Origin of the sequence: Formosa sp. Hel1_33_131 (assembly GCF_001735745.1) — a bacterium.
GTDB lineage: Bacteria > Bacteroidota > Bacteroidia > Flavobacteriales > Flavobacteriaceae > Hel1-33-131.
Window position 1 is genome coordinate 1499333 of the sequence record NZ_CP017260.1, and the last position, 26922, is coordinate 1526254.

At 35.6% G+C, this 26922-nt stretch carries 24 protein-coding genes; 17 read left to right on the forward strand and 7 right to left on the reverse strand.

Annotated features, from left to right (window positions below; all coding sequences use genetic code 11):
* Positions 1-37 precede the first annotated feature (37 nt).
* Positions 38-946 carry a nuclear transport factor 2 family protein gene (locus FORMB_RS06850; RefSeq protein WP_069676744.1) on the forward strand — a complete coding sequence of 303 codons (909 nt, stop codon included), beginning with the start codon at positions 38-40 and terminating at the stop codon, positions 944-946.
* Between the two features lie 179 nt (positions 947-1125).
* Here the strand turns inward: FORMB_RS06850 and FORMB_RS06855 are convergent, their stop codons facing one another.
* Genes FORMB_RS06855 through FORMB_RS06865 form a run of 3 tightly spaced genes read right to left on the reverse strand, consistent with a single transcriptional unit; the run spans position 1126 to position 3040 of the window.
* Positions 1126-2034, reverse strand: coding sequence for an IS3 family transposase (locus FORMB_RS06855; RefSeq protein ID WP_197493510.1), 909 nt, complete (start codon positions 2032-2034; stop codon positions 1126-1128).
* Positions 2034-2429, reverse strand: a complete 396-nt coding sequence (locus tag FORMB_RS13140; protein WP_069676746.1) for a transposase — start codon at positions 2427-2429, stop codon at positions 2034-2036. Before FORMB_RS13140 ends, FORMB_RS06855 begins: the two co-directional genes overlap by 1 nt.
* Before the next feature lie 29 nt (positions 2430-2458).
* Positions 2459-3040: an RNA polymerase sigma factor gene (locus FORMB_RS06865; protein ID WP_069676747.1), complete on the reverse strand. Its 582-nt coding sequence runs from the start codon at positions 3038-3040 to the stop codon at positions 2459-2461.
* A gap of 116 nt (positions 3041-3156) precedes the next feature.
* On the opposite strand from FORMB_RS06865, the gene FORMB_RS06870 reads away from it, so the two are divergent.
* The 8 genes from FORMB_RS06870 (at position 3157) to FORMB_RS06905 (ending at position 15861) form a co-directional block, all read left to right on the forward strand.
* A complete protein-coding gene (locus FORMB_RS06870; RefSeq protein ID WP_069676748.1) occupies positions 3157-4299 on the forward strand; it encodes a FecR family protein in 1143 nt (380 codons plus the stop codon).
* A 215-nt stretch (positions 4300-4514) separates the two neighbouring features.
* Positions 4515-7895 carry a TonB-dependent receptor gene (locus FORMB_RS06875; protein WP_083243925.1) on the forward strand — a complete coding sequence of 1127 codons (3381 nt, stop codon included), beginning with the start codon at positions 4515-4517 and terminating at the stop codon, positions 7893-7895.
* 6 nt (positions 7896-7901) lie between these two features.
* Positions 7902-9449 carry a RagB/SusD family nutrient uptake outer membrane protein gene (locus FORMB_RS06880; protein WP_069676749.1) on the forward strand — a complete coding sequence of 516 codons (1548 nt, stop codon included), beginning with the start codon at positions 7902-7904 and terminating at the stop codon, positions 9447-9449.
* A 164-nt stretch (positions 9450-9613) separates the two neighbouring features.
* Positions 9614-10957 carry an MFS transporter gene (locus FORMB_RS06885; RefSeq protein WP_069676750.1) on the forward strand — a complete coding sequence of 448 codons (1344 nt, stop codon included), beginning with the start codon at positions 9614-9616 and terminating at the stop codon, positions 10955-10957.
* A gap of 173 nt (positions 10958-11130) precedes the next feature.
* Entirely contained in the window at positions 11131-13161 is a 2031-nt protein-coding gene (locus tag FORMB_RS06890) for a protein-disulfide reductase DsbD family protein (protein ID WP_069676751.1), read from the forward strand.
* A 63-nt stretch (positions 13162-13224) separates the two neighbouring features.
* A complete protein-coding gene (locus tag FORMB_RS06895) occupies positions 13225-13815 on the forward strand; it encodes a HupE/UreJ family protein (RefSeq protein ID WP_069676752.1) in 591 nt (196 codons plus the stop codon).
* Positions 13816-13835: 20 nt separating this feature from the next.
* On the forward strand, positions 13836-14258 hold the full coding sequence (locus tag FORMB_RS06900) for a deoxycytidylate deaminase (protein ID WP_069676753.1): 423 nt from the start codon (positions 13836-13838) through the stop codon (positions 14256-14258).
* Between the two features lie 4 nt (positions 14259-14262).
* On the forward strand, positions 14263-15861 hold the full coding sequence (locus FORMB_RS06905; protein WP_069676754.1) for a S41 family peptidase: 1599 nt from the start codon (positions 14263-14265) through the stop codon (positions 15859-15861).
* On the opposite strand, the gene FORMB_RS06910 is transcribed toward FORMB_RS06905, so the two are convergent.
* Positions 15858-16061, reverse strand: a complete 204-nt coding sequence (locus FORMB_RS06910) for a hypothetical protein (RefSeq protein ID WP_069676755.1) — start codon at positions 16059-16061, stop codon at positions 15858-15860. The genes FORMB_RS06905 and FORMB_RS06910 overlap by 4 nt on opposite strands.
* Before the next feature lies 1 nt (position 16062).
* Positions 16063-16641, reverse strand: a complete 579-nt coding sequence (locus FORMB_RS06915) for a MarC family protein (RefSeq protein ID WP_069676756.1) — start codon at positions 16639-16641, stop codon at positions 16063-16065.
* Positions 16642-16750: 109 nt separating this feature from the next.
* Here FORMB_RS06915 and FORMB_RS06920 point away from each other — a divergent pair, with 109 nt between their 5' ends.
* The 8 genes from FORMB_RS06920 (at position 16751) to FORMB_RS12995 (ending at position 25035) form a co-directional block, all read left to right on the forward strand.
* Positions 16751-17323, forward strand: a complete 573-nt coding sequence (locus tag FORMB_RS06920; protein WP_069676757.1) for a DUF3109 family protein — start codon at positions 16751-16753, stop codon at positions 17321-17323.
* Positions 17324-17636: 313 nt separating this feature from the next.
* The gene (locus FORMB_RS06925; RefSeq protein ID WP_069676758.1) at positions 17637-18617 is read left to right on the forward strand and encodes a ribonucleotide-diphosphate reductase subunit beta; all 981 of its coding nucleotides are present in this window, start codon (positions 17637-17639) and stop codon (positions 18615-18617) included.
* A 190-nt stretch (positions 18618-18807) separates the two neighbouring features.
* Complete coding sequence (locus FORMB_RS06930; RefSeq protein WP_069676759.1) at positions 18808-21321, forward strand: ribonucleoside-diphosphate reductase subunit alpha; 2514 nt, start codon at positions 18808-18810, stop codon at positions 21319-21321.
* A 207-nt stretch (positions 21322-21528) separates the two neighbouring features.
* On the forward strand, positions 21529-21669 hold the full coding sequence (locus FORMB_RS12990; protein ID WP_157498088.1) for a hypothetical protein: 141 nt from the start codon (positions 21529-21531) through the stop codon (positions 21667-21669).
* Positions 21670-21892: 223 nt separating this feature from the next.
* The gene (locus FORMB_RS06935; RefSeq protein WP_069676760.1) at positions 21893-22111 is read left to right on the forward strand and encodes a hypothetical protein; all 219 of its coding nucleotides are present in this window, start codon (positions 21893-21895) and stop codon (positions 22109-22111) included.
* An 81-nt stretch (positions 22112-22192) separates the two neighbouring features.
* Positions 22193-24073 (forward strand): RHS repeat-associated core domain-containing protein, encoded by a 1881-nt coding sequence (locus FORMB_RS06940; RefSeq protein WP_157498089.1) that lies wholly within the window; start codon positions 22193-22195, stop codon positions 24071-24073.
* Positions 24074-24094: 21 nt separating this feature from the next.
* Complete coding sequence (locus FORMB_RS06945; RefSeq protein ID WP_069676762.1) at positions 24095-24661, forward strand: hypothetical protein; 567 nt, start codon at positions 24095-24097, stop codon at positions 24659-24661.
* Positions 24662-24894: 233 nt separating this feature from the next.
* On the forward strand, positions 24895-25035 hold the full coding sequence (locus FORMB_RS12995) for a hypothetical protein (RefSeq protein WP_157498088.1): 141 nt from the start codon (positions 24895-24897) through the stop codon (positions 25033-25035).
* A 148-nt stretch (positions 25036-25183) separates the two neighbouring features.
* Here FORMB_RS12995 and FORMB_RS06950 read toward each other — a convergent pair whose 3' ends face one another.
* Positions 25184-25393, reverse strand: coding sequence for a hypothetical protein (locus tag FORMB_RS06950; protein WP_069676763.1), 210 nt, complete (start codon positions 25391-25393; stop codon positions 25184-25186).
* Between the two features lie 153 nt (positions 25394-25546).
* Complete coding sequence (locus FORMB_RS06955) at positions 25547-26848, reverse strand: Kelch repeat-containing protein (RefSeq protein WP_069676764.1); 1302 nt, start codon at positions 26846-26848, stop codon at positions 25547-25549.
* Between the last annotated feature and the right edge of the window lie 74 nt (positions 26849-26922).

Consider the following 26922-nt stretch of genomic DNA (forward strand, 5'->3'; position numbering starts at 1 on the left):
AGCAAGTATTCATAAACCAATTTAATAAAAAACCAACATGAAAAAATTACTTTACACATTAACTTTTTGCTCAAGCTTATTTTTAACGGCGCAAACTGCAGGCGTATTTTTAGGAGAAGGTGAAGACAATGGAAAATCGTTTACAATCGGAAGCGATGCATCTGTTGAAGCCATACAAAAAACAGCGAAAGATTACAACTCCAAAGATGTTGCTGCGCTAATGACTAATTACACAAAAGAATTTTCAGAAAAAGCAATGGACTGGTCAGTAGATTGGTTGGGTTCTATGGAAACAATTACGATGGATCCTTATATGATTGTCCCTGTGAAAATGGAAGGCTCAGAAAACACAATGGTGTTAACGTGGTCTACTGAAGACAGAGATTTTAAAGACGGTTCAAAAGAAGATTTAGACCTCATGGAAATCTTTACAGTTGACAAAGACAACAAAGTGACAGCATTTTCTCAATGGGTTCAAAGGTTGGAAACAAGTAACTTTGGCTTGAACTACGGTGGGAAATTCATCGGAGACGGTACTTCAGAATGGTCTGGAAGACCTTTGGTATTTTCAAACAGAGGCGAAGTTGAAGCGATCGAAACATTAGTTGCGGCTTATAATAACAGGGACGCAGAAGCCTGTAATGCAGTCTTTGCTGAAGGCGCAGAGTTTTTGGATTCAGAAGGAAATAAAATGACGTTAAACACTGAACTTTGGGATTCTATGTTTACAAGCTTTACAGAATTGTCATGGGAAGTGAAATCAATCGTTCCATTAAAAATTCAAAATACAGATACAGAATCTGGAGTGACTGTTTTTTCAAGAGAAAGAAGAGTTCATACAGACGGTACTGTTTGGGAAAAGGAACTCGTAGAATGGTTCTATTTCAATAAAGAAGGAAAAATTGCTAGAGCAACACAATACGAAAGAAGCTTGCCAAAAGAATAAGGGATTTAATTTTTTATAAATCTTAGAAAATAAATAAAATTTTAACTTATATAAACCCAATTCACCATATAGGTTGTATGTCAGAACACCTACTTATTTCACAACCAAAATGGAAATGCACTAAACGACTCCTTTATTTTTTACGCTAAAATGTGACGTCCTGAAATAGCGTTACAAAATTAATAAATTAAAGGTAGTGATTTTTTATCACTGCCTTTTTTGTTTTTATATTGTTTTCTTTTGATTGTATTTTGTTTATGCATTTGTTTAGGCGTTAACATATAATTTGATAAATGGGGTCTAAAATCATTATATATTTTTATTGAATTTTGCACCAATTTACCTTTAGTTTCAAGGTTAGTATCGTATTTATCAATATCAAATTCCTGCTTTAAAATACCATTTACACGCTCTGCAATTGCATTTTCATAAGGGTCATATTTCTCAGTCATACTTGGTTTAATATTGTTTACATCTAGTGTTTTTTGATATTCATTTGAACAATACTGTAGTCCTCTATCAGAATGATGAATAATAGGTTCTTTCGTATAGTTTCTGTTTTTTAGTGCCATCTCTAAAGCATTTAAAGACCCTTTAACACTTAAACTATCGGACACATTATAACCCATGATTTTCTTGGAATACGCATCTGTTATTAATGATAAATAACTTGGATTCCTCCTATTTCCTATATAAGTAATATCACTTACCCAAACCTGTTCTGGACGTATAAACTCTAATTTTTTAATCTGATTTTTATGTTTTCTAAATCGATGATGAGAGTTTGTGGTAATGTGATATTTCTTTTTAGGCTTAATCAATAACCGATTTGCTCTTAGTATTTTAAATAATTTATCTCTGCCAACTCCAAGCTCTTTTAAGTCTTCTTTTAATAAATAATACAATTTCCTTGTACCAATTTTTGGCATGATAATACGTTTTGATTTCACTAATTCTATCACTTTAAAACTTAATTGAAGTTTTTCTTTGGTGGATTTAATAGATCGATAATAAACCTGTCTATGAACCCCAAGTAACTCACAGGTAGCTGTTATGCTTTGTTTGTGTTGACTCGAGAAGTCTTTTATTACTTGGGTTCTTGCTTTTTTCTGATAGGAATATTGAACTCTTTTTCTGCAATATCTATCATCATATCAAACAAAATAGCTTTCTTATCCGCTCTTTCTGCTAAATATTCCGCCCTGTTTTTTTGCTTCTCAAGCAATTTAACTTGTTGTTCTAATTCTAAAATACGTTGTTCTGGTGTTTTAGACATACCTTGTTGAATTGTATATTGATAATCAAAGTTACCATATTTTTTTAACCAATTCCGAACTGTAGAAGCTGCTTGAATTCCATACCTGTCTAAAGCACCTGTTGTGGTTAATAATCCTTGCTCAATTTCTTGTACAATTTGTAGTTTTAAGCTTAAACTGTAATCTTTCTGTGTTCGCTTTTTGTAAGTTGAACCTTGTGTTTCCATAATTAAATAGTGTTAGGTGTAACGCTATTTTAGGACGGGACAAAAAGTAAAAACAAAAGACCATTTATTTTGTCACCAAGAGTTTTCCTTAGTATAGAAAATGCTTTTGTAATATGACCTTCTACAGATTTTGTGGAAATATTTAAATAGTCTGCAATTTCTATATTGGTGAGTCCTTCATACTTACTTAATAAAAAGGTTTCCTTACATTTAGGAGGCAGGTTTTGAATTTCTTTTTTAACGAGCTTTATTAACCGCTCCAATGATTTTTCATCTTCTTCCTCCACAATGAAACTCAAGGCATCGATGTGTTTTTTTTCTAAGGCTAAAACGTTTTTTTGTTTTCTATATTGATCAATAAATTCATTGTAAACAGATTTATATAAATAGCTTTTAAAATTAAAATCATCTTTAAGTTTTTGACGTATTTTCCAAATTCTGATAAATACATTCTGAACAATATCTTCAGATAAATCATGGTCATTTGTAAGGCTAAACGCATAAAGACAAAGTTTATGATGGTAGCTGTCTATTAAAAAAGTATACGCTTTTGGCTCTCCTTTTTTTAGAGATTTCAGAAAAGAAATTTGATTTATAAAGATAGTAGGCATAATAAGGGGTATGCTATAAGTAGGTCGTTATAATTGCGAAAATATAAAAAAAATCACCAAAAAAGTAAGGGTTATTTAAAATACTTACGTCTTAGTAGTGTATTAAAGATTAAGTAATGTCCAAAAAAAGTCAAAAATTAATTATACAATTCCTTACAAAGCAAGCTTCTTTTGTTGAGTTAGAAGCGCTCTCTACATGGCTTGAAAACCCCAAAAATGAGAAGGAGTTTATAAACTACATCAAGCTTAACTATGCGATTGATTTCAATATGAAACAATTTGATGCTGCTAGATCAAAAAAAGAATTGCAGAAATTTATTAGTAAAGAACGCCGAATTCGTCAATTGCGTAAAATCCGAAACCTATCTAAATATGCGGCTCTACTCATAACCTTTTTGGGAATTGGGTATTTATATCAAAACAACTATTTTTCGACAGCACCTGAATTTGTGATCCCTTCGGATAGTATTACACTTCAATTAGAAAATGGGGGCATTAAAGTCATTCATGAAGACGATTCTAGTAAAGTACAGGATGCTCAAGGCCGTGTGATTGGTACTCAAAACGGCACACAATTAGTATATAGCAGTCCTCATGCAAAAGAAGAATTGGCATTTAATACACTAACGGTGCCTTATGGGAAACGCTTTGAACTTCAGTTATCGGATGGGACAAAGGTTCATTTGAATTCGGGTACCTCCTTAAAATACCCGGTTAAGTTCATAGAAGGAGCCAATCGTCACGTGTTTTTGGAAGGAGAAGCATTTTTTGATGTAACGTCAAATAAGCAGGCTCCATTTGTTGTGAACGCTGAGGATTTAAATGTAGAAGTCTTTGGAACGGCGTTTAATGTGTCGGCATATCCAGAAGATTCCTCTACGGATGTTGTTTTGGTCGAAGGATCTGTGGCGCTTTATAATGAAAATAAAACGTTAAAAGAGGGCATTACTATTGTGCCTGGAACAAAGGGTTCTCTTATAAAAAAACAAAGCAATATTACTACCGAAAAAGTAGATACAGAGCTTTATACACAATGGATGAAGGGCGGTTTGATTTTTAGAAATAGCAGTTTTGAAACGATTTCTAAAAAACTGGAGCGTCATTATAACGTGAAAATAATAAACACAAATGAACAACTCAATAAAGAGGTTTTTAATGCAAGCTTCAATGAAGATACTATAGAAGTGATCTTGATTTATTTCCAAAACAGTTACAATCTCGAATATAAAATAGAAAAAAATACCATTTATATAGATTAAACTTAAACTAAAAAAGATGAAACATCCATGTAACCGATAAAAAACAATAAATATAAACAGATGAAATAAAAACAAAAAACCTCAATCTAAAACAACAAAATCACTTTGTCTTCTTGAAAAATAGAATAAAAAAACCGGAAAATGCTGTAACATTCCCCGGTATTTATAAGTGATCAACTAAAATCAGTCATTCACTATTTAAACACTTTAAAAATATGAAAAAACTTCATGAAATGAAAGGTAAATCTCTACCTTTTATAAAATTTGATTTAAAAATGAAATTAACAACCCTTTTTGTCTTCGCTACATTTTTTAGTATGCTTGCAAGCAATACAGGGTATTCCCAGACACTCACTTTAAATGAAGAAAACACTTCGATAGTTAAAGTAATTGACAAAATTGAAGCTATGTCAGAGTACAAATTTATTTACAACACTAAATTTGTTGATTTAAATCGGATAGTTTCAATACAACTAAAAGATGCAAGTATTGAAACAGTACTTAGCAGCTTATTTAATAATACATCCACAGCCTATCAAATATTAAGAGAAACACAAATCATTCTTAAACATAAAATGGTTATTGATAAAAGCGATCATTTGGATATGCCTTTGACGACTATCAAGAAACAGCAAAATCAAATTAGCGGAACGATAACCGACGATACAGGCCAACCTTTACCGGGCGCTACCATTATAATAAAAGGAACTTCTACAGGGACTACAACCGATTTTGATGGCAAGTTCATCTTACAAATAGACGACGAAGATGCCGTACTTTTAGTGTCTTATATTGGTTTTACGACTCAGGAAATAACTGTAAACGGTCAAACTGAAATAAACATTCAATTAGTAGCGGATTCTGCATTGGATGAGGTTATTTTAATCGGATACGGAAGTGTTGCAAAAAAAGAATTAACAGGTGCTGTTGCCACTGCAGGTAACATTGAAGACCGTGCGGTTACCAATGTACAAGAAGCACTGCAAGGAAACGTGTCAGGAGTTACGGTCTTAGCCGACGGCGGAGATCCCACAAGCACACCAACAATTAAAATTAGAGGACTGGGAACCTCTTCAGCAGAAAAACCGTTGTGGATCGTTGATGGTGTCCCTTATTATGGAGGCCCCATCAACCCATTTGATATTGAGTCACTCACCGTCTTAAAAGATGCAGCCTCTGCCTCAATATATGGAGTTCGTGCAGCAGCAGGCGTCATTTTAGTGACGACTAAAAAAGGAAAGCAAGGGAAGATTCAAGTCGATTTTGGAGCCTTTACGGGCGTTCAAAGCGTGTATGAGAAACCTGTAGCATTAAATGCACAACAATATACCGACATGTATAATATTGCGTACGATAATTCTGGAATCCCACGATTAGATTATTTTAATGGCAACACTAACCCTGACAGATTGATGCAAAGAACCAATTGGGTTGACGAGATTTTTAGAAGTGGAATTATTCAAAACTATGACATTGGATTGCGTGGTGGTTCAGAAAAGTATTCCTTTTCATCTTCTTTAGGATACAACAAAAAAGAAGGAATTCTTATCAATACCTATGCCGACCGTATAAGTTTCCGATACAACTCCGCCATTAAGTTAAGTGATAAAATTAAAATCGGCGAAAACTTCTCCTACACCCTTACCAATGGCCAATCTGCATTTACAGGGACGCAAACAGCAGATGGAGGAACTAATTACAACGGTGTTATTGCGGCGGCAATCAAAGCACCACCCTTTGTGCCGGTGTATAACTCAGAGGGCGTTTACAGCGATGTTTCGGACGGACAAAACGGAGACGTGATTCACCCTCTAGGCACCTTAGAACGTATTAATATAGACAATCCAGAAAGAAATACGTTTGGAAATCTTTTCTTGGAATATAAACCAACAGAAAAACTTACTCTAAAATCGAGTTATGCGATCAATTACTCTGATGAATTTTATAAAGAATTTGACCCTCGTGTAGCAGAAGCTTCAAAGTTGAGCAAGACCACCAACACCTTAACTCAAATTCAGGCCAATGAAATAAATTGGTCTTGGGAAAACACATTAAATTATACAACCAAATTTAATGATGCACATGCGTTTCAGTTATTAGGAGGCTACTCCTTACAACACCAAGAGCGAGAATTAAATGGGATTGTAGCTGAGGGTTTTGAAAATGAGGATCCAAAATTTTTATTCTTACCATTGGCGGAGGAGATCAAAGATATAACCTATTCATTTTTCGAAAATAACTTGATTTCATTTTTTTCAAGAGTACTTTACGATTATGATAAAAAATATTTCTTTTCTGCCAGTATTCGAAGAGATGGCTCCTCAAAGTTAGCTCAAGACAGACGTTGGGAAAATTTTCCATCTGTTGCAGTTGGGTGGGCACTCTCTGAAGAAGACTTTTTTAAATCTGACTTTGCAAGCAATTTAAAGTTAAGAGCCAGTTGGGGGCGGGTAGGTAATATTGAAAGCTTATCGTCTTATCCAACAAATTTACCATTATCAGATGAAAATATAATCCTAGGATTAAATGGATATCAAACAGGCATTGTCCTTGATGGGCGTTCCAATCCTAACATCAATTGGGAAATTTCGGAAACGACAAACTTTGGTTTGGATTTTACTTCTGAAAATAATAAATGGAATTTAACAGCAGATTATTTTATTAAAGACACAAATAGATGGCTTAACCGAACGCCTGTGAGTTCCTTAGAGGGAATTGGGACTTCTCCATTTGTGAACTCTGGGAAAATCCGAAATAATGGTTTGGAACTTGCTTTAGGGTACAATAAAAATGAAGGGGATTTCACCTACAATGTTTCAGGGAATGTATCCTTTATCAAAAATGAAGTTCTTGAATTAGCACCTAAGTTTGACATTATTGTGGACGATATTACGCAAGTCGCAGCTCTTTATCCACTTGCAAATGCAGTGGGTCAACCTCTTTTTTCTTATTATTTAATTGAATCAGATGGTTTATTAAGAACCGATGCAGCAGTAACTGACGCAAGGGCTAATGGACAACCCAATGCCCAATTAGGAGACCTTCGTTTTATAGATAAAAATAAAGATGGTGTGATAGACGATGACGATCGAGTTTTTAAAGGGAGCGCATTTCCAACCGTGTCTTATGGATTAAACTTTTCGGCAAATTACAAGAAATTAGACTTTTCGTTATTTTTACAAGGCACAAAAGGTGGTGTGGCATATAATGGCTATAAAGCATTAGGAATCTATCCCGTGAATACATCAGTTTCTGGAGCTAATCTGTTAGATATGGCCTTAGACACTTGGCATCCAGGAAATCCAAACGCTTCCAATCCAAGATTATCAATCGATGATCCCAATAAAAACCTCCAAGCCTCTGACTTTTGGTTAGAGGATACAGATTATCTGCGTTTGAAAAACCTATCTATCGGCTACACCTTGCCAGAAAGCCCTTATTTTCAAAAATTACGAATCTATGTTACGGGACAAAACGTACTGACTTGGACAGACTATTCTGGTTTAGATCCAGAAGTTTCCAACCGTGGGGTTGATGGCGGACAGTACCCTGTTGCCAGAACATTTACTTTAGGATTTAATCTAACTTTAAAATAAAACAACATGAAAAAAATTAAATATTTATTAAGTCTCATAACGCTTGTTGTATTGTTTACGAGCAGCTGTTCAGAAGAATTTTTAGAAGTTGAACCAAAAGGTGCCCAAACGGCAGCTACTTTTTTCAAAACAGAAACGGACGTTACTAGAGCGATCAATGCCTTGTATTTAATGAATGATTTTCAAGGCATTTATGGCAGGGGAATGTTTTTATATTCTTTAATCGCAAGTGATGATTTTGTGGTTGGAAAATCCAAAGCCCAAATTGAAGATATAAAAAACTTTGTGACTACGGGATCAGGCTCCTACACTAGAGATATTTGGTCAAAACATTATCAAGTGATAAAAAGAGCAAATGACATTATTAATAATGTCCCTGGTATTGAAGGCGTTTCAGATGAGGTAAAGAATTTAGCTTTAGGAAATGCACATTTCATGCGTGGCTTGGCATATTATCAGTTAGGTATAGTTTATGGAGACGATCGGGCAGGGATTCCTATTGTTGATGAATTTACAACGGATTTTTATATTTCCAGACCTGAAAGCGTAACAGTTACTTATGAATTTGCCGCTAAAGACTTCACCAAAGCTGCTGCATTATTGCCATTATTTAGTGAGCTTTTACCTTCGAATTATGGGACAGCCCATAAAAATGCAGCCTATTCCTATTTAGCAGCCGCACATTTGCACAATGCTGAATTTGACAGTGATTCTTGGCAGAAAGTAATTGATGCTTGTAATGCTGTGACCGCTACCCAAGATGTATTGGAACCTAATTATGAAGACATTTTTAAAATTTCCAACAATTGGGGGATAGAGTACATCTGGTCTATTTCAAGCAACACTACTGGAGGGAGTATTTTACCAGGAGCTTCTTTAGAGAATAAGGGTTGGGGTAAATACAATGGATGGGGCTATTTTGCACCAACGCTTGATTTGTACGAGTCGTACCAAGTTGGAGACTTAAGAAGAGATGCAACCTTATTGGCTTTTGCAAATGAGTTTGTGTTCTTTGGAGAAACTAGAAAATATTGGTCTACTAGGAGTCTAACAGGATTCCAACTTAAAAAGTATATGGAGCCTTACAGCTATCCTGATGGAATACATCTGAATGGTAATGGAGATCATCCAACAACGGACTTAAATCCATCCTTGATGCGTTTAGCAACAGTACTTCTAATGCGGGCTGAAGCCAAAATCATGCTTGGTCAAAACGGAGATCCAGACTTAAACAGAGTCAGGGTTCGGGCGGGTCTTTCCCCTATAACAGGAGCAACGCTTGAACATGTTAAATACGAACGCAGAGCTGAATTTGCTGGAGAGGGTGTAGATGGTCGTTTTTACGACTTATGCCGCTGGGGAGATGTCGCTGAGATTAAGAAAGCATTGAGCGGCAGACAACATGACGACAAAGAAGATCCTGACTCTGGATTTAGTATAATAGAAGTTTGGTCAGAACGAAGTAATTTTGATTTAGTGAAACATCGTGTATGGCCCATTCCTCCGAATGTTATTGATAGCAGCTTAGGTCTTATAAAACAAAACGAAAGATAATTCTTTACATTATTTATCAGGGTTTAAATTAGTCAAAATCAATTCATGATTTGATAAGTGCATTCTTAATAGAATGCACTTATTTTATTTTGAATTAAGAAATAACATCTCTCATTCATTTTAACGAGTTTCAGAACTTATTTTAATTTTTTTAAAAAATCAATATGAACTTCTCCAAATTCCCACCTTTATCACAAGTACTTCCTTCAAAAGATAAAATACCAGAACATCTTGTTTCTAAAAAATATAAACATTGGAGGTGGCGCATGTTTATTGGGATGTATATAGGGTACACTATTTTTTATTTCACACGGAAAAACATATCTCCTGCATTGCCTTTAATTAGCGAAAAACTAGATATTGACATTATTCAATTAGGGATATTAAGCAGTGTTTTTTATGTGGTTTATGGTATTGGAAAGTTCATTAGTGGACTCTTAGCAGACAGAGCAAATATCAGAATGTTTATGGCCATTGGGCTTTTTCTAGCATCCCTCATACATTTGTTTATTGGATTTTTAGATAGTTTATATCTAATTGTTTTCTTTTGGGGACTCAATGGAGCCTTTCAATCCATGGGGTTTCCGCCAATTGCGAAAGGTTTAGTCCACTGGTTTTCACCACGAGAAAGAGCAACGAAATGGACTATCTTATCCTCTTCACATACGGCAGGTACCTTTGGAATTGGACTCCTAGTTGCTGGAATTATCAACCTGTACAACAAAGGAGTTGTAGGCTGGGAAGCTGTTTTCTATGTACCAGGCATTATAGGGTGTTTAACCGCTATATTTTTGTTTATTACATTGCGGGATCGTCCTGTTTCCTTAGGGTTGCCTCCAATTGAAGACCATAAGAACGAGAGACCCATAGTAGAGTTGATCGAAAAATCAAAATCGCATTGGGAGCTATTAAAAAAACATATTTTTACCAATAAATATATTTGGCTGTTAAGTTTGGCCAACATGTTCATTTATATCATTCGTTTTGGAACTTTAGACTGGGCAACAATATTCTTGTATGATATAAAAGGGATTGATCAGGTACAAGTAGCCATTTTTTGGACATTAATGCCTTTGGCAGGAATCCCAGGAGGCATAGTAGCAGGTTATTTGGCCGATAAATTTTGGAATGGACGCTGTGTTCCTATTAACGTTATTTACCTTGTGTTGTTAACATTTAGCATCGTTGTTTTTTATTTTTATTCAGGACCTAATAACATTATTCTAACGGGGGTCTTTTTGTTGCTAATTGGCTTCCTCATCGATGGACCTCAAAACTTAATAAGTGGGGTGCAAGCCTCCAGAGTCACAGTCAAACAGGCCATTTCTGCAGCCTGCGGAATGACAGGTTTTTTCGGTTACGTAGGGGCTACCTTTTCAGGAATAGGATTGGCTTACATAACGGAATCTTTTGGGTGGATGGCGATGTATGGAGTCTGTGCATTATCATCAGTTCTGTGTTTGATTTTAGTACTAATGACTTACAAAAAAGAAAAGGGGCATTCATAATCACGTAAATCGATTCGTTTCAAACTTAAAAACTCTAGTTTTAAAATACAAAGCCCAACCCTAAACAGTTGGGTTTTTTTGTGCTCTACTAATGAATTTGAATATTAACATTTACTTATTAGACAGTAATTTAATTTTTTCATTAAATTGCACATTAAAATCCTACTAAAATTATGAAAAAGCTCGCAACACTTTTATTGTTTTTAATCAGTTTTTCTGGGTTCTCTCAGATCATAAATTCTGTCAAATGGGAATTTGGCTCGGAGAAAATTTCAGAAACAGAGTACGATCTTATATTCGTAGCTAAGATTGAATCCCATTGGGCACTTTACTCACAATTTGTAGAAGAGGGGGGGCCTTTACCAACCGTTTTTTCATTTCAACCAGCTCCTGGTTTTGAGCTCATTGAAAAGGTGAAGGAATTAGAGGCAAACAAAGTGACGCAACACGACCCTGTGTTTGACATGATCGTTTCAAAATATTATGACAAAGCCATTTTTAAGCAACGCATCAACGTAAAATCTCCCGAATTTAGTATCAGTGGGAATATTGATTTCATGACCTGCGACGACACACAATGCACCTATTTACCAGACAATCCATTTACATTTAACTATTCTGCTGAAGCTGGTTTTGTAATTGTAGGAGGGACGCCAGTATCCGATTCGGAAGTTTCTGAGAATGCCGATCAGATTTTATATGGAATGTCGATCGACTCCATCTCAAAAGCCTTGGTAAAATGTAGTACACAATTAACCTCGCTATCGCAAGATATCAAAGCGTCCAACAACTCCCTCTGGAAGATTTTTGGATTGGGTTTCCTTGGCGGATTATTAGCACTTTTAACCCCTTGTGTATTTCCAATGATTCCTTTAACGGTCAGTTTTTTCACCAAAAAAGGGGGGGATGGCACTCAAAAAGGCGGCGTCTCCAAAGCTATCTTATATGGTTTTTTCATCGTACTGGTTTACCTAGCACTCAGCATTCCATTTCACTTATTAGACTCTGTTAACCCCGATATTTTAAATGAAATTTCCACCAATGTTTGGTTAAATGTCATTTTCTTTGTCATCTTTATATTTTTCGCATTTTCATTTTTTGGCTATTACGAATTAACCTTGCCATCCACTTGGACAAATTCCACGAGCAAAGGCGAAGGAATTGGTGGGATCTTAGGTGTCTTTTTTATGGCGTTGACCTTATCAATTGTGTCCTTTTCATGTACAGGCCCTATTCTTGGTTCCTTGCTTGCAGGCTCCCTTTCGGCAGATGGTGGCGCTTGGCAACTGACCGCTGGAATGGCAGGTTTTGGGGTGGCACTAGGGTTGCCCTTTGCATTATTTGCGATGTTTCCAAACATGCTAAAAGCCCTTCCAAAATCTGGGGGATGGCTCAATACAACTAAAGTTATTTTAGGGTTTTTAGAACTCGCTTTGGCCTTTAAATTTCTCTCCAACGCCGATTTAGTAAAACACTGGGGACTCCTTAAAATTGAAGTCTTTTTAGGGATTTGGATTGTTGTGTTTGCAGGATTGGCACTCTATATTTTAGGAAAATTAAAATTCCCACACGATTCTCCATTAAAAAAACTATCCTTTTTCAGAATCGCTTCTGGAGTCTTGGTTTTTGCTTTTGTGGTCTATTTAGGATCCGGGTTTAGGGTCAATAAAGAAACGCAAACATTCACACCACTCACATTATTAAGTGGATTGGCACCGCCTGTTGGCTACAGCTTTTTGTATCCAAACGACTGTCCTAATAATTTTGAATGTTTCAAAGATTTAAAAGAAGGCGTTGCTTACGCTCAAAAAGTAAACAAACCCATCTTACTTGATTTCACCGGATATGCCTGTGTAAATTGTCGTAAAATGGAAGAACATATTTGGCCAAAAGCCTCTATCAAGCCTTATTTTGAAAATGACTATGTATTGATTTCTCTTTATGTAGATGATAAAAAAGAATTGCCAGAAGATCAAAAATTAACGGTCGAACGTCTTGGAGGCGGCACACGTGTTTTAGAAAATTACGGTCATAAATGGGCGCATTTTCAAACACAGTTTTTCCAATCCAATTCTCAACCCTACTACGTGTTACTAGATTCGAATGGGAAACAGGTGTTAAACGAGCCAGTTGGCTACACGCCAGATGAAGAAGATTACAAAGCCTTTTTGGATTGCGGACTTGAGGTTTTTGAAACGCTTTAATAGATTAGTTTAAATCAAAACATTAATTTTTAGTAACTTTGAAATAAATTTAACAACGAACCAATGCTAGATAGCTTTTTTAAATTTTTAGAATTAGGACTTTATCATATTGTAAGCTTCAAAGGCTATGACCATATTTTATTTTTAGTGGTCTTATCGATCCCCTATCTTTTTAAAGACTGGAAACGCTTGCTGTTATTAATATCCTCTTTTACCTTAGGGCACACGCTTAGTTTGTTGTTAGGAGTTTATGACATCATAAACTTAAAGAGCAATGTGATCGAGTGGTTGATTCCGTTTACCATCATTATCATGGCACTTTATAATGTGTTTACCGCCGGGAAAGCATCTAAACAATCCAACCCGATCATTATATTTAGTCTTGTTTTATTTTTTGGATTCATTCACGGTTTAGGGTTTGCCAACGCTTTTGAATCGATGGTAACTGCGAATGAAAGCACCTTATTATCCGTATTGGAATTTGCATTAGGAATTGAGATTGGACAATTTGTAATTGTCTTCTGTATCTTGTTTTTCGGATTCTTAGGACAAACTATATTTAGATTCTCTGTTCGGGATTGGGTGATGGTTCTTTCGGCCGTTGTGATTGGTCTTATGCTCCCTTTGATTTTTAACAGTCCCCTTTTTTCTTAAGTAAATAATCACCCCTTTTTATGACCACACAAAAGCAACTTAAATACGACAAAGCTTATCTTAGAATGGCTTCTGAATGGGGAAAATTGTCGTACTGTAAACGCAAACAAGTAGGCGCGATAATTGTCAAAGATCGCATGATTATTTCTGACGGCTATAATGGAACCCCTACGGGTTTTGAAAATTTTTGTGAAGACGAAGAAGGCTACACCAAATGGTATGTTTTGCATGCAGAAGCCAATGCCATTTTAAAGGTCGCTGCCTCCACACAATCGTGTCATGGTTCCACCTTATACATTACCTTATCACCTTGTCAAAGTTGCAGTAAATTAATTCATCAAGCGGGGATTACTCGAGTGGTTTATAGCCAAGCCTATAAAGACCTTTCGGGAGTTGAGTTTCTTGAAAAAGCAGGCATTCAAGTTGAATTACTAACCCTGTAATTTGATGTCCTTAAATCAAAAACACCTACCATTTTTTGTTGCAGCTCTTTTGGCGATAGGCATTTATATCGGCTCAAAATTAAGCACTAACATCCCAAGTCCTTTTGCAAGCACTAAAAACATCAGCAAACAAAAATTAAATCGACTCATTGATTATTTAGAATATGAGTATGTTGACCCTGTGGATACAGACAGCATTGTGGAAGGTTTTATTGAGACCGTTTTACAGAATCTCGATCCACATTCTTCATACATTCCAAAACAAGATTTAGCCTCGGTTACTGAAAACATGAAAGGCGACTTTATTGGGATTGGTGTCCGTTTTTATAATTATAAAGACACCATCACAGTCATTCGACCTATTGAGGGCGGGCCGAGTTTTCGTGCTGGGATTCTGGCAGGCGATCGTATTTTAATGGCAGATGATGACACAATTCACGGTCAGAATTGGGGTCAAGACAAAGTCATCGATAGACTTCGAGGTGAAAAAAATTCTAAAGTTCAATTAACAATCAAACGTGCAGGTGTTGATAGTTTATTGAGTTTCGAAATCATTCGCGCCGAAGTGCCCATCAAAAGTGTGGTCACTTCTTATATGATCAATCCAACGCTTGGCTATATTAAAATTAATCGGTTTGCTGAAAGCACCTATTTAGAATTTGAAAAAACAGTTGAGGATTTACTTTCTAAAGGCGCCTCAAATTTAGTATTGGATTTGCGGGACAATCCAGGGGGGTTTTTACAAATCGCCGAACAAATTGCGGATGAATTTTTAGAAGATGGAAAACTCATTTTATTTACGAAAAACAAAACCAATGAAACTGTTGAAAGTTTTGCGACCTCAAAAGGACGTTTTGAACAGGCTGAGGTGTATGTGCTGATCAATGAAAATTCTGCGTCTGCCAGCGAGATTGTTGCAGGGGCACTTCAAGACAATGACAAAGGTACTATTGTTGGGCGCCGTTCTTTCGGAAAAGGATTGGTTCAACAAGAAATGGATTTGGGCGACGGCAGTGCCATCCGGTTGACGACCTCTAGATATTACACCCCAACAGGGCGTTCTATACAGCGGTCGTATGCCAAGGGTTCAGAATCTTATTACGACGACTACTATGAGCGCATAGACGACAGAGCGGTGGACACACTGCAATCAAAAGGGATCGCCGACAGTCTTCAATTTACAACTCCCAAAGGGAAAATCGTATATGGTGGTGGTGGAATTATTCCAGATGTTTATGTGCCTTATGATGTAAATTTTAATAACGACATTGTCGAATTCTTAAAAACTACGGGCGTTATGGACTTTTTTGTCTTTGAACATTTAGACGGTCAGCGTGCGCAGTATTCAGAACCTTCGGAGGTGGAATTTTCAAACAGCTTCGAAATTTCGGAGGCGATTTATCAGCAATTTGTAGCCTATTTCACAGAGACTACAAAACTAGAAAATGATGCGTTCGACATTTATAAAAGTTCTATAAAAACGCTTTTGAAATCTGCTTTCGCAAAACAACTTTTTGGAGACAATACAGCCGCAAAAATTTTGAGCTCATTTGATCCCATGTTGCAAAAAGTAAACGATTTAGAAGCCCTAATTGTAAATTAAGACTTTTCTTTTACCGTACGATCTATCTTTTTAACAATCCTCCATATTGTGAATAACAGAATGGCGCATCCACCTGCCAATGCGGTGATGATGGCTGTATAACTTTCCTTTTCAAAGGGCGCATCAAAGTTTATTTTTGTGAGGTTGAATGCAATAATCCCAAGAGCCACTACCGATAATAAATAAGTTAAGATTCGCATATTATAATAAAAATTTAATATTAGAAGTAAATAGTTTTACGGCAATTGCCAAGAGGACAACGCCAAACACTTTTCGTATGATATCGATCCCATTTTGTCCAATAAACCGTTCGATTCGATTCGAGGTTTTAAGGACGATAAAAATCACAACCACATTCACGATGACTGCAACGATGATGTTTTCTGTGTGAAATTCAGATTTTAAAGACAGCAGGGTTGTGAGGCTTCCAGGCCCTGCAATCAATGGAAATGCCAATGGAAACACGGAAGCGTTCATACTGGTACCTTCTTCTTGTTTATAGAGGGTAATTCCTAGGATCATTTCGAGGGCAATAAAAAATAATATGAACGCACCCGCAACTGCAAATGAATGCACATCAATACCAATAAGATTTAGGATACTGTCACCCAAAAACAAAAAGATGATCATAATAATGCCCGCAATAACCGAGGCCTTTTCACTTTGAATATGCCCAGCTTTCTTGCGCAAGTCAATAATAATAGGGATGTTTCCCACAATGTCAATCACCGCGAAAAGCACCATAAATGCCGTTAAAACTTCTTTAAAATTGAAATTCATGATTACAAATTATTTTTATGCAAAGGTCGAATAAATAATTATAATCACAAGTTTATTTTGAGCGATTATTTAGGCTTAAAATGTTCACAATTAACAGTATATTTGGCGCATGTTTCAAATAGGAAAAACCATTGTGTCCGAAGACATTATTGAGAAAGATTTTTTATGCAACCTGAGCGCTTGTAAAGGGGCCTGTTGTGTAGATGGTGATGCAGGTGCGCCGCTAGAAGCTGCCGAGGCAACGATACTAGAAAACATCTATCCCATTATAAAGCCCTACCTTAGAAAAGAGAGTATCGATGCGATTGAAGCGCAAGGCACCCATGTGGTCACCGAAGAGGGGGAACTAGAAACCCCTTTAATTAACGGAGCCGATTGTGCCTATGTGATTTTTGATGATAAAAACACCGCTTTATGTGCTATTGAAGAAGCTTACAATCAAGGAGAAGTCGATTGGAAAAAACCAGTGTCCTGTCATTTATATCCAGTGCGTATCAAAGACTACAGTGAGTTTTCTGCCGTCAATTATGACAATTGGGAGATCTGTGATGCCGCTTGTACCTTAGGTAAAGAACTACAAGTGCCCGTCTATAAATTTGTCAAAGAAGCCTTGATTCGAAAATTTGGAGCCGATTGGTACGCCGAATTAGAACAAGTCGCTGCCAAACACAGTCAAAAATAGTATTAGCGCAGTGCTTAAGGTGGTGGTGCAAAATCCATCCTCTTTTCAAATATTTTTATCAATTTTATTAAACGAAGTGTTTTTAATTCAACTTACTGCTTAATATTTCTGTAAGAGAGAGGGTCGAGTTAAGCATCTCTAAACAAGTATTTTACCTTTTTAATCTTAAATTATTTTTGTAGGAAAAAAGCTACTCGTTGTTAAAAACTCATAGGCAATGTTTATAAAAATGGCTTTCATTTAAGGCAACTATTTTGAACCTTTGTTAACCGCTCAAACGCGTATTTTTTTTTAACCCAGAATTTTAATTTAGATGTCACAAGTAGAACCGATTTTACAAGAAAACAAAGACCGATTTGTCATTTTTCCAATCCAACACCATGATATATGGGAATGGTATAAAAAATCAGAAGCAAGTTTTTGGACGGCTGAAGAAATTGATTTACATCAAGATTTAACGGACTGGGCGACGAAGCTGAATGACGATGAGCGTTATTTTATCAAGCATATATTAGCATTTTTCGCAGCGAGTGACGGGATTGTAAATGAAAATTTAGCAGAAAATTTTGTAAACGAAGTGCAATACAGTGAAGCAAAATTCTTCTACGGATTCCAAATCATGATGGAAAATATTCATAGTGAAACCTATTCTCTATTAATAGATACCTATGTAAAGGATGAGGTTGAAAAAGACAAATTATTCAATGCGATCGATAATTTTCCAGCTATTAAGAAAAAAGCAGATTGGGCTCTTAAGTGGATAGAGTCTCCAAGTTTTGCAGAGCGTTTGATTGCATTTGCAGCCGTGGAAGGGATTTTCTTTTCAGGCGCATTTTGTTCAATTTTCTGGTTAAAGAAACGTGGCTTGATGCCGGGATTGACGTTCTCAAATGAGTTGATTTCTAGAGATGAAGGCGTGCATGCAGACTTTGCAGTCCACCTCCACAACAAACACCTTATCAATAAAGTTCCTAAAGAGCGCATCAGAGAAATCTTATTGGACGCTTTAACGATTGAAAGAGAATTTATTACTGAATCTCTACCAGCAAGTTTGATTGGTATGAATTCAAAATTGATGTCTCAGTATTTAGAATTTGTAACCGATCGCTTATTACAAGAATTAGATTGCGAAAAAGAATACAACACATCAAACCCATTTGATTTTATGGACATGATTTCGCTTCAAGGAAAAACAAATTTCTTTGAAAAAAGAGTGGCTGAATATCAAAAGGCGGGGGTCCTCAACAAAGAAGAAGAGGGTGCCGATAAATACAGTTTCGATTCTGAATTCTAGAACAACACCTAGAAGAAGAACTTAAAACGAATTATACAATTCGTTTTTCATAAATCAACCTTTTGGTTTTCTTAAATGGCAACCAAACACAAAAAACAACTAAGTATTTGAGGCAACTCCAATACGTCTAGGCTAACTAACTAACCGCTTTTTTGAAGCAGTATCAAAAAAGCAAAAAAGACCAAAAAAAATGTATGTACTAAAAAGAGACGGCAGAAAAGAAGAAATCATGTTTGACAAAATCACAGCAAGAGTTAGAAAACTCTGTTATGGTTTAAATGAATTGGTCGATCCTTTAAAAGTTGCCATGCGCGTTATTGAAGGGCTGTATGACGGTGTGACGACCAGTGAATTGGACAATCTTGCCGCAGAAGTAGCCGCAACAATGACCACGGCACACCCTGATTATGCAAGACTTGCAGCGCGGGTATCTGTTTCTAACTTACATAAAAACACAAAAAAGACTTTTAGCGAAGTCATGCACGATTTATATACCTATGTCAACCCAAGAACAGGAAAAGATGCCCCTTTATTATCTGATGAGGTTTACAACGTAATTATAGAAAACAAAGAAAAATTAGATTCTACAATTATATACAATAGAGATTTTGGATACGATTACTTTGGGTTTAAAACCTTAGAGCGTTCCTATCTTTTAAAGTTAAATGGTATCATTGCAGAACGCCCTCAACACATGTTGATGCGTGTTTCTATTGGGATACATTTAAACGATTTGGATTCTGCCATCGAAACTTACGAATTGATGTCCAAAAAGTTTTTCACCCATGCAACGCCTACCTTATTTAACTCAGGGACTCCAAAACCACAAATGTCGTCTTGCTTTTTATTAACTGCAAAAGACGATAGTATTGATGGGATTTATGACACTCTAAAACAAACGGCTAAAATCTCACAATCTGCTGGAGGTATTGGTTTGGCAATGCACAACATTAGAGCGACTGGAAGTTATATTGCGGGGACCAATGGTACCAGTAACGGAATTGTTCCAATGCTGCGTGTTTTTAATGACACGGCACGTTACGTCGATCAAGGTGGTGGAAAACGAAAAGGAAGTTTTGCGATTTACCTAGAGCCATGGCATGCTGATATTTTTGATTTTCTTGATTTAAAGAAAAATCACGGGAAAGAAGAAATGCGTGCAAGAGATTTATTCTATGCCATGTGGATTCCAGATTTATTTATGAAGCGTGTGCAAGAAGATTCGTTTTGGACCTTAATGTGTCCGAACGAGTGCCCTGGATTGCCAGACGTTCACAGTGAAGAATTCGAAACACTTTACCTGAAATATGAAGAATTAGGCAAAGGACGTAAAACCATAAAAGCAAGAGAGCTTTGGGAGAAAATCACCGAATCTCAGATAGAAACAGGAACGCCTTATATGCTTTATAAAGATGCGGCCAACAGTAAATCAAACCAAAAAAACTTAGGAACGATTCGTTCGTCCAACCTTTGTACAGAAATTATTGAGTACACTTCACCAGATGAAGTGGCTGTTTGTAACCTTGCGTCCATTGCGTTGCCAATGTTTATCAAAGATGGCAAATTTGATCATCAAGAATTATATACAATCACCAAACGTGTGACGCGAAATCTAAACAAAGTGATCGACCGAAATTATTACCCAGTAGTTGAAGCCGAAAATTCAAATATGAGACACCGTCCAATTGGAATCGGTGTGCAAGGATTGGCAGATACGTTTATCAAACTGAGAATGCCTTTTACAAGTGACGAAGCAAAACAATTGAATCAAGATATTTTTGAAACAATTTACTATGCCGCCGTGACTGCTTCTATGGAAGAAGCGACCGAAGACGGGCCGTATCAAACTTATGAAGGTTCTCCAATTAGTGAAGGAAAATTCCAACACAATTTATGGGGTCTTAAAGATGAAGATTTAAGCGGTCTTTGGGATTGGGGAACATTGCGCAAGCAAGTACTAGAAAATGGGGTGTGTAACTCTCTTTTAGTGGCACCAATGCCAACGGCAAGTACCTCTCAAATTCTTGGAAACAACGAATGTTTTGAGCCTTACACTTCAAACATCTATACCCGTCGCGTACTGTCTGGAGAATTCATTGTGGTTAACAAGCACCTTTTGGAAGACTTAGTGGAACTAGGACTGTGGAACGAAGGTTTAAAGCAGGATATCATGCGTGCGAACGGATCCATACAACATGTGGATGTGATTCCACAAGACATTAAAGAATTGTATAAAACGGTTTGGGAATTGAGCATGAAAGATATTATTGACATGTCGCGTCAGCGTGGTTACTTTATCGATCAATCACAATCTTTAAATTTATTTATGGAAGGGGCCACAATGGCTAAACTCACGTCTATGCATTTCTATGCTTGGAAAAGTGGATTGAAAACAGGGATGTACTACTTAAGAACAAAGAGTGCAGTCGATGCCATTAAATTTACTTTAGATAATAAGAAAAAGGAAGCACCACAGCCAGAAACGGTTGAAGTTGCAGCCGCAGTAGAAACAGCAGTTATAGAAACTCCCGTTGTGGAAACAGCGGTTTTGGAAAAGCAACAAGAAAAAGCAGCCAACACTGCCGCCAAATTTTCTCAAGAAACAACCGTTGACGTAGCACCCATGTCTGCTGAAGAAATGAAAGCGCTGGTTCAACAAGCAAAAGAAGCTGAAGGCGATGACTGCCTGATGTGCGGGTCTTAATACAAGTTTAAATATTATATCTAACCTCCTAATGAAACTTAGGAGGTTTTTTTTGCGCCGTACAGTTTCATAGCCGTGCAGTCTCTACGACCTTTTTACGCTAAGCCGCCCCTCGCTGCCGCACGAATCCTTTCGTGTGGTCATAAAGAAAAGTAACGAGTTTGATAAAAACAAAGAATTGTATTTTAAATTTAAGAAGGAGGTTAGATGAGTAGAAATTATAAGTTTCATAATCCAGAAGAATATGTTTATAGTAGTGCCGTTGATTATGCAGATCAAAAAGGATTTATAGATGATGTGCTGGTTTTTAGAATGTTAAATCACCACACGAAAGGATTCGTGCGGTAGCGGGGACACTATTAAAGAAAAAACGAGAGTAATAAACAAGAAAAAAATAAATTTAGAGAAAACTAATAGAACTTTTATAAAAAATAATAATGGGTTAGACATAGTAATAAGAAACGAAAATAAAAGAGTTTCTACCCCGTATTTTTATCCATTAAATATAAATTCTTGCTATACGTATTTCCATCCTCTACATGGAAATGTTGAGCTTTGTTACAAAGGTAAAGTGAATTTCGATAAATTTAAAAATGTTTATAAAATTGAATACGTTCAAAAAGAGACAGATGGAATTAGTAAGGTTTTGTATTTAGATAAAGATTTTACTTTCATTGGAATATCTGAAATATATGGATCTAGTTATGATTTAGATAAAGAAATTAGAGTTTTAGAATCCGATATTCCGTTAGAAATATTAAAAGTTTTGGTTCCGAATGTTTACTATTAAAAATAATAACTACGCAATGGCAACATTGGACAATTGGTGCGTTATGGTCAAAACCCAAACAACAACTCGCAATCTAGAGGCATGGACTATTTAAAATATACCTATGACGACGGCAACCAACTGACAGGAGTAAAGGACCACTATAACAATACCACCGCCAACAGCATGGGCGGATTTAAGGATGGAAACACCACCCCAGTAGATTATGCCTACGACACCAATGGCAACATGACCGTGGATAAAAACAAAAACATTACAAGTATAACCTACAATTATTTGAATTTACCAAAACAAATACAGTTTGACAATACGTCTCCTTTAACCGACGGTACAATTTCTTATGTGTATGATGCTACGGGAGTTAAAATAGAAAAAAGCGTTTCACAGGTTGGTTCAGGAACGACTTTTACTCAATATGCTGGGAATCATATTTATAAGAAAACGGTTCCTGTGGTTAATAACCCCAATCCCCCAACATACGAATTTAAATTAGAATTCATCTCTCAACCCGAAGGTTATATAGAACCAAACGCAACTGGTGGTTTTGACTACATATACCAATACAAAGACCATTTGGGCAACATTCGGTTGAGCTACAAACAAGAAGGTTTAGAATCGGTTATAGATGATTTTAATGATGGTACAACAGGCAGTTGGGGTGCGTATGCATCAACCATTTCAAATGTAAATAACTCCCTGAAAGTAAGTGTATCAGGTGGAGGGTTTGGAGTTTATAAAACACTGTCCGTAACGGCAGGAGAACCCATTCATATCCGTTTAAATTTAGACAAAGGCACCACAGATAAAGTAGTACTTAATGAATTTTCTCAAGGCAATCTCTCTGATTTGACCGAAGGCTCTAACAACATCACTTATACCCCCACCACCACAGGAGATTTTCATTTGTTAATCGCTAAAGACCCCACAAGTAGTGATGTGGGCACACAAACGTACTTTAATGTAGACGACATAGAAATCACAATGGGAGAAGATGAGTTGGTGATTGTAGAAGAAAATAACTACTATCCTTTTGGACTTAAACACAAAGGGTATAATAATATTGTATCAGCTAACGCCAATAGTGTGGCTCGGAAATTTGGTTTTGGAGGTAAAGAACTACAAGACGAACTCGGTCTTGATTGGTATGATGTATCTGCTAGAAATTACGACCCTGCAATTGGTAGATGGTTTAATCCAGACCCATTAGCAGAAGAGTTTTCAGATTGGTCACCATATACTTATGCGTTTAATAATCCAATATACTTTATTGATCCAGATGGAATGGCTGCTGTTCCACCAGATGACTATGTGTTCAATGAAAATGGAGATTATGTTAGGAGAGATATTAATAATAAGCCAGATAAAATTGTAATTGAAAACTCTAAAACTCAAGAAATTCAAGGAAAATATAATTTTAACGACCCAAATGATGTAGTAGATATTAATTCTGGTAAAATAAATAAAGTCAGAATGGTTACTCAAAATGAAATTGGAGACGAAATAGTGAAAAACGGTTCAGCTTTAACAGTAGCAAGAGGTGAATCAGCATTTAAGTACATTGAAAGAGAAAGTAGACCTCCAGGTGATGAATCAATATTTTCAGGAATAAGTACGGGAAAACTTGATGGAGTTTCAACAAGCAAGTTAGTGCAAAATGGCATCGGTGCTTTGACACTTATTAAAGGAAACGGCTCTTCGAGGGATGGAACAGGTTATAATTATAAAGATTTTGGAAACTTTATTTGGGGAAGGTCTGGAAAAGCCCTTAATTTAGGTATTACTACATTACAATTCGGTGCACACCTTAATAATGCTTTTAATGGTAATTCAGATAATGGTGGAATGAAAACAGGAATACGTGATTCAGAAGCAGATCAAAGAGCTATACGAGCCGGATATTATTACCCTAATGGAGTTCCAATTTATAAGGATCCATTAACAAGTTCTCCTAGGGGTGAATAACATCATAAAAAAAGTAAAAAAATGAATACGAGAGTTAAAATTTTATTGTTGATTTTGTTAACATTATTTTGTTCTTGCAAAAACACAAATCAGCATTTAGATAAGAAGATTTCAATAATTCAGAACTCAAATTTTGAATTATTTGAAGGTGTAAGAATTGAATCAAGATATATTAAAGATGGCATACATCAAGCTCCATTTTTCACAAAACAACTAAATAACCGAAATTATTTTTTACCAAATGCTTCTTATTATGGATGTGATTTTGGAGATTTTAAATGTTTAGAAAAGGCTACTGAGGTAGGTTCTGATCCAATTGATTTTGCATATGAAAATAATGTGTCAAAAGAAAAGGCTAATATTTTTATTGGAGATTACACAAAAAAAATCATTAGGGAGTTTGAAAAACTTAGAGTAAGTCAGGTTCTTAGTGATTCTAAAATAGGTGATTGTTTGATTTTTTTCCTGAAGGATAATTACATACTAATTCATGTAAATATTCCTTCTGAAATTTATAATTCATATTGGAAAACTGAAATTTTAAAAGCAGAAAAAATTAACCAGAGATGGTATTTGATTAAAAAATAAATATAAAATTAATTCTAGCCATATGAAGACCTTAATAATGATATTACTGATGAGTTTAATTATTGGATACTAATACCTGCTAGAGAAACTCAAGTTAGAGAAAAAGTTGAAAACCCTATTAGGGTAGAACAAAATCCCTCGCTGCCGCACGAATCCTTTCGTGTGGTCATAAAGAAAAGTAACGAGTTTGATAAAAACAAAGAATTGTATTTTAAATTTAAGAAGGAGGTTAGATGAGTAGAAATTATAAGTTTCATAATCCAGAAGAATATGTTTATAGTAGTGCCGTTGATTATGCAGATCAAAAAGGATTTATAGATGATGTGCTGGTTTTTAGAATGTTAAATCACCACACGAAAGGATTCGTGCGGTAGCGGGGTAATAGTAAAGGAGAAAGTATAAAGCGTTTTTAGAGTTTTAAGGAAGATAACCATAAGCTTATTGTTTTAATTTACCATTGTTTTCGTCATTGTTCTGTAAATATAACTGCAGCTTGTCATTCCCAGAAGCCTGAACCAAAAATCATTTAGAAGCTTTAATTAAATTACTACCAGCAGTAATTAAAATAATAAATCCAAGAATACAAAATACTAGAGAAACTTCTGCTGCGGTAACAATATCCTCGGGATGCCAATTATATAAAATAGGTAGAATCCTAGCCATGCGAGAAGCTAAAAGCAAAGTACCTGCAATTGTGAAATTAACACCAGCCGTTTTAAGTCTTGAGTTCATGTTTTCTAAAATTTTAAAGAGGTTCGGTACAAAATTAGAAAAATGCAGTGCAGTTAAGCTTTTAATTATAGGAAACCATAAGTCATCCTATATCACAAGATGAATAGAGTTTTAATATGGGGCGCTGTTTGATGAAGGAAATTAACTTGGCTATTATATTATTTTTATGATTCGAATTCGTTTGTCGTGCTTGCTGTTTTCTTTAACAATGACCTCTTTTTTTGAGCCGATATTTTTTGAAATCACCTTATTCATGTTTTTTAAACTAGATCGTAGTTTTTTGGATTTGGATTCGTAGGACATAGTGGGCTCATAGAAATTTAGAATGTAGGGATTTTCAAGCCCCTTATTTTTAGTTTTCAATAATTCATCCAAAATATAGTTTTCATTTTCGTTTAGTTCCTCCCTTATAGCATCAATATTCTTAAGAATTTTATCTTTAGTATCTTCAGTCTTTCTCAAAATGAAACATACTAAAATCAACAAAATTAAACCACCAAAAATTAAAAAGTTAAAAAGTGAATTCGTTGCTGTAAACAAGTCATAGGTCTTTACATTATTAGTTAGAAATTCCTTTTTAGCAAAAAAAACAGGTTTCTCCTTCCCGTTTATATGGTTATTGGAAACCACCATAAATTGATTTGATGCCGGATTGTATGTAATTGACGATGCTCCCCATACGAGTTCAGAATTAAAACCTTCGAACTTTTGGATCTTATTATTTTCAATATCTATGAGTAAACAATTTTGTTGTGTGATGATTAAATACTTTCCATTATACGGGACTATTTTCACAAAGCTAAGTATCAAATTGGGTTCAACGATCTCACTGATGTTCGTTTCGCCAAGATACTGCCAGGAATGTGAATTTAGATCTAACGTCCAGACATCTTGCAAAAGCTTTGTAGAAACTTTTAATTGACCGTCTGTGTTTTTACGAAAACCACCAAAAATATACAGGCTGGAATCTTTTACACTAGCAATTGCTAAACGTCTCGGTTCTGGATGATTTTCATCTGAAAAATAATTAAACTCATACCATTCTTTAACATCGTTATCAAAATATATCAGATTATTTGTATTATTAAAAAGCCCATACCCTCCAAAAGAGTAAACCTTTTCTTGGTACTCAAATAACGAGGACTGGTATTTATTTCTATGATCAAAAGAACGATCAAGCCTCTTAAATGTATGATTTTCAAAAGAAAACACCAAGCCGATCCCCTTTGAGATTAGATAAGTTTTTTTATTAGTATTTAAATAGTCAAAATTAAAATGTGGAAATGTCGTATTATGTTTGATCACTTCAAAATTTTGACCATTTTTAGTTTTATATATCTTTTCACTATCAACAAGATAAAAATAGTCGCCTTTTTGAAATGCAATATATTGGTCACTAATCAGTTCAGGGATACTTACTAGGTTGATGAGAAGTAAAGTTGCAATTTTGAACATAGTTAAATTGAATTATATTACTAAATTAAAGCTTTTAAAACAAAATTTAACCCTCCAAATGGATTTATGTGTGA

Coding starts and splice junctions, on each gene's coding strand:
- FORMB_RS06850 (WP_069676744.1), top strand. CDS start 38: ATGAAAAAATTACTTTACACATTAACTTTTTGCTCAAGCTTATTTTTA.
- FORMB_RS13140 (WP_069676746.1), bottom strand. CDS start 2,429: ATGGAAACACAAGGTTCAACTTACAAAAAGCGAACACAGAAAGATTAC.
- FORMB_RS06865 (WP_069676747.1), bottom strand. CDS start 3,040: ATGCCTACTATCTTTATAAATCAAATTTCTTTTCTGAAATCTCTAAAA.
- FORMB_RS06870 (WP_069676748.1), top strand. CDS start 3,157: ATGTCCAAAAAAAGTCAAAAATTAATTATACAATTCCTTACAAAGCAA.
- FORMB_RS06875 (WP_083243925.1), top strand. CDS start 4,515: ATGAAAAAACTTCATGAAATGAAAGGTAAATCTCTACCTTTTATAAAA.
- FORMB_RS06880 (WP_069676749.1), top strand. CDS start 7,902: ATGAAAAAAATTAAATATTTATTAAGTCTCATAACGCTTGTTGTATTG.
- FORMB_RS06885 (WP_069676750.1), top strand. CDS start 9,614: ATGAACTTCTCCAAATTCCCACCTTTATCACAAGTACTTCCTTCAAAA.
- FORMB_RS06890 (WP_069676751.1), top strand. CDS start 11,131: ATGAAAAAGCTCGCAACACTTTTATTGTTTTTAATCAGTTTTTCTGGG.
- FORMB_RS06895 (WP_069676752.1), top strand. CDS start 13,225: ATGCTAGATAGCTTTTTTAAATTTTTAGAATTAGGACTTTATCATATT.
- FORMB_RS06900 (WP_069676753.1), top strand. CDS start 13,836: ATGACCACACAAAAGCAACTTAAATACGACAAAGCTTATCTTAGAATG.
- FORMB_RS06905 (WP_069676754.1), top strand. CDS start 14,263: ATGTCCTTAAATCAAAAACACCTACCATTTTTTGTTGCAGCTCTTTTG.
- FORMB_RS06910 (WP_069676755.1), bottom strand. CDS start 16,061: ATGCGAATCTTAACTTATTTATTATCGGTAGTGGCTCTTGGGATTATT.
- FORMB_RS06915 (WP_069676756.1), bottom strand. CDS start 16,641: ATGAATTTCAATTTTAAAGAAGTTTTAACGGCATTTATGGTGCTTTTC.
- FORMB_RS06920 (WP_069676757.1), top strand. CDS start 16,751: ATGTTTCAAATAGGAAAAACCATTGTGTCCGAAGACATTATTGAGAAA.
- FORMB_RS06925 (WP_069676758.1), top strand. CDS start 17,637: ATGTCACAAGTAGAACCGATTTTACAAGAAAACAAAGACCGATTTGTC.
- FORMB_RS06930 (WP_069676759.1), top strand. CDS start 18,808: ATGTATGTACTAAAAAGAGACGGCAGAAAAGAAGAAATCATGTTTGAC.
- FORMB_RS12990 (WP_157498088.1), top strand. CDS start 21,529: ATGAGTAGAAATTATAAGTTTCATAATCCAGAAGAATATGTTTATAGT.
- FORMB_RS06940 (WP_157498089.1), top strand. CDS start 22,193: ATGGACTATTTAAAATATACCTATGACGACGGCAACCAACTGACAGGA.
- FORMB_RS06945 (WP_069676762.1), top strand. CDS start 24,095: ATGAATACGAGAGTTAAAATTTTATTGTTGATTTTGTTAACATTATTT.
- FORMB_RS12995 (WP_157498088.1), top strand. CDS start 24,895: ATGAGTAGAAATTATAAGTTTCATAATCCAGAAGAATATGTTTATAGT.
- FORMB_RS06950 (WP_069676763.1), bottom strand. CDS start 25,393: ATGAACTCAAGACTTAAAACGGCTGGTGTTAATTTCACAATTGCAGGT.
- FORMB_RS06955 (WP_069676764.1), bottom strand. CDS start 26,848: ATGTTCAAAATTGCAACTTTACTTCTCATCAACCTAGTAAGTATCCCT.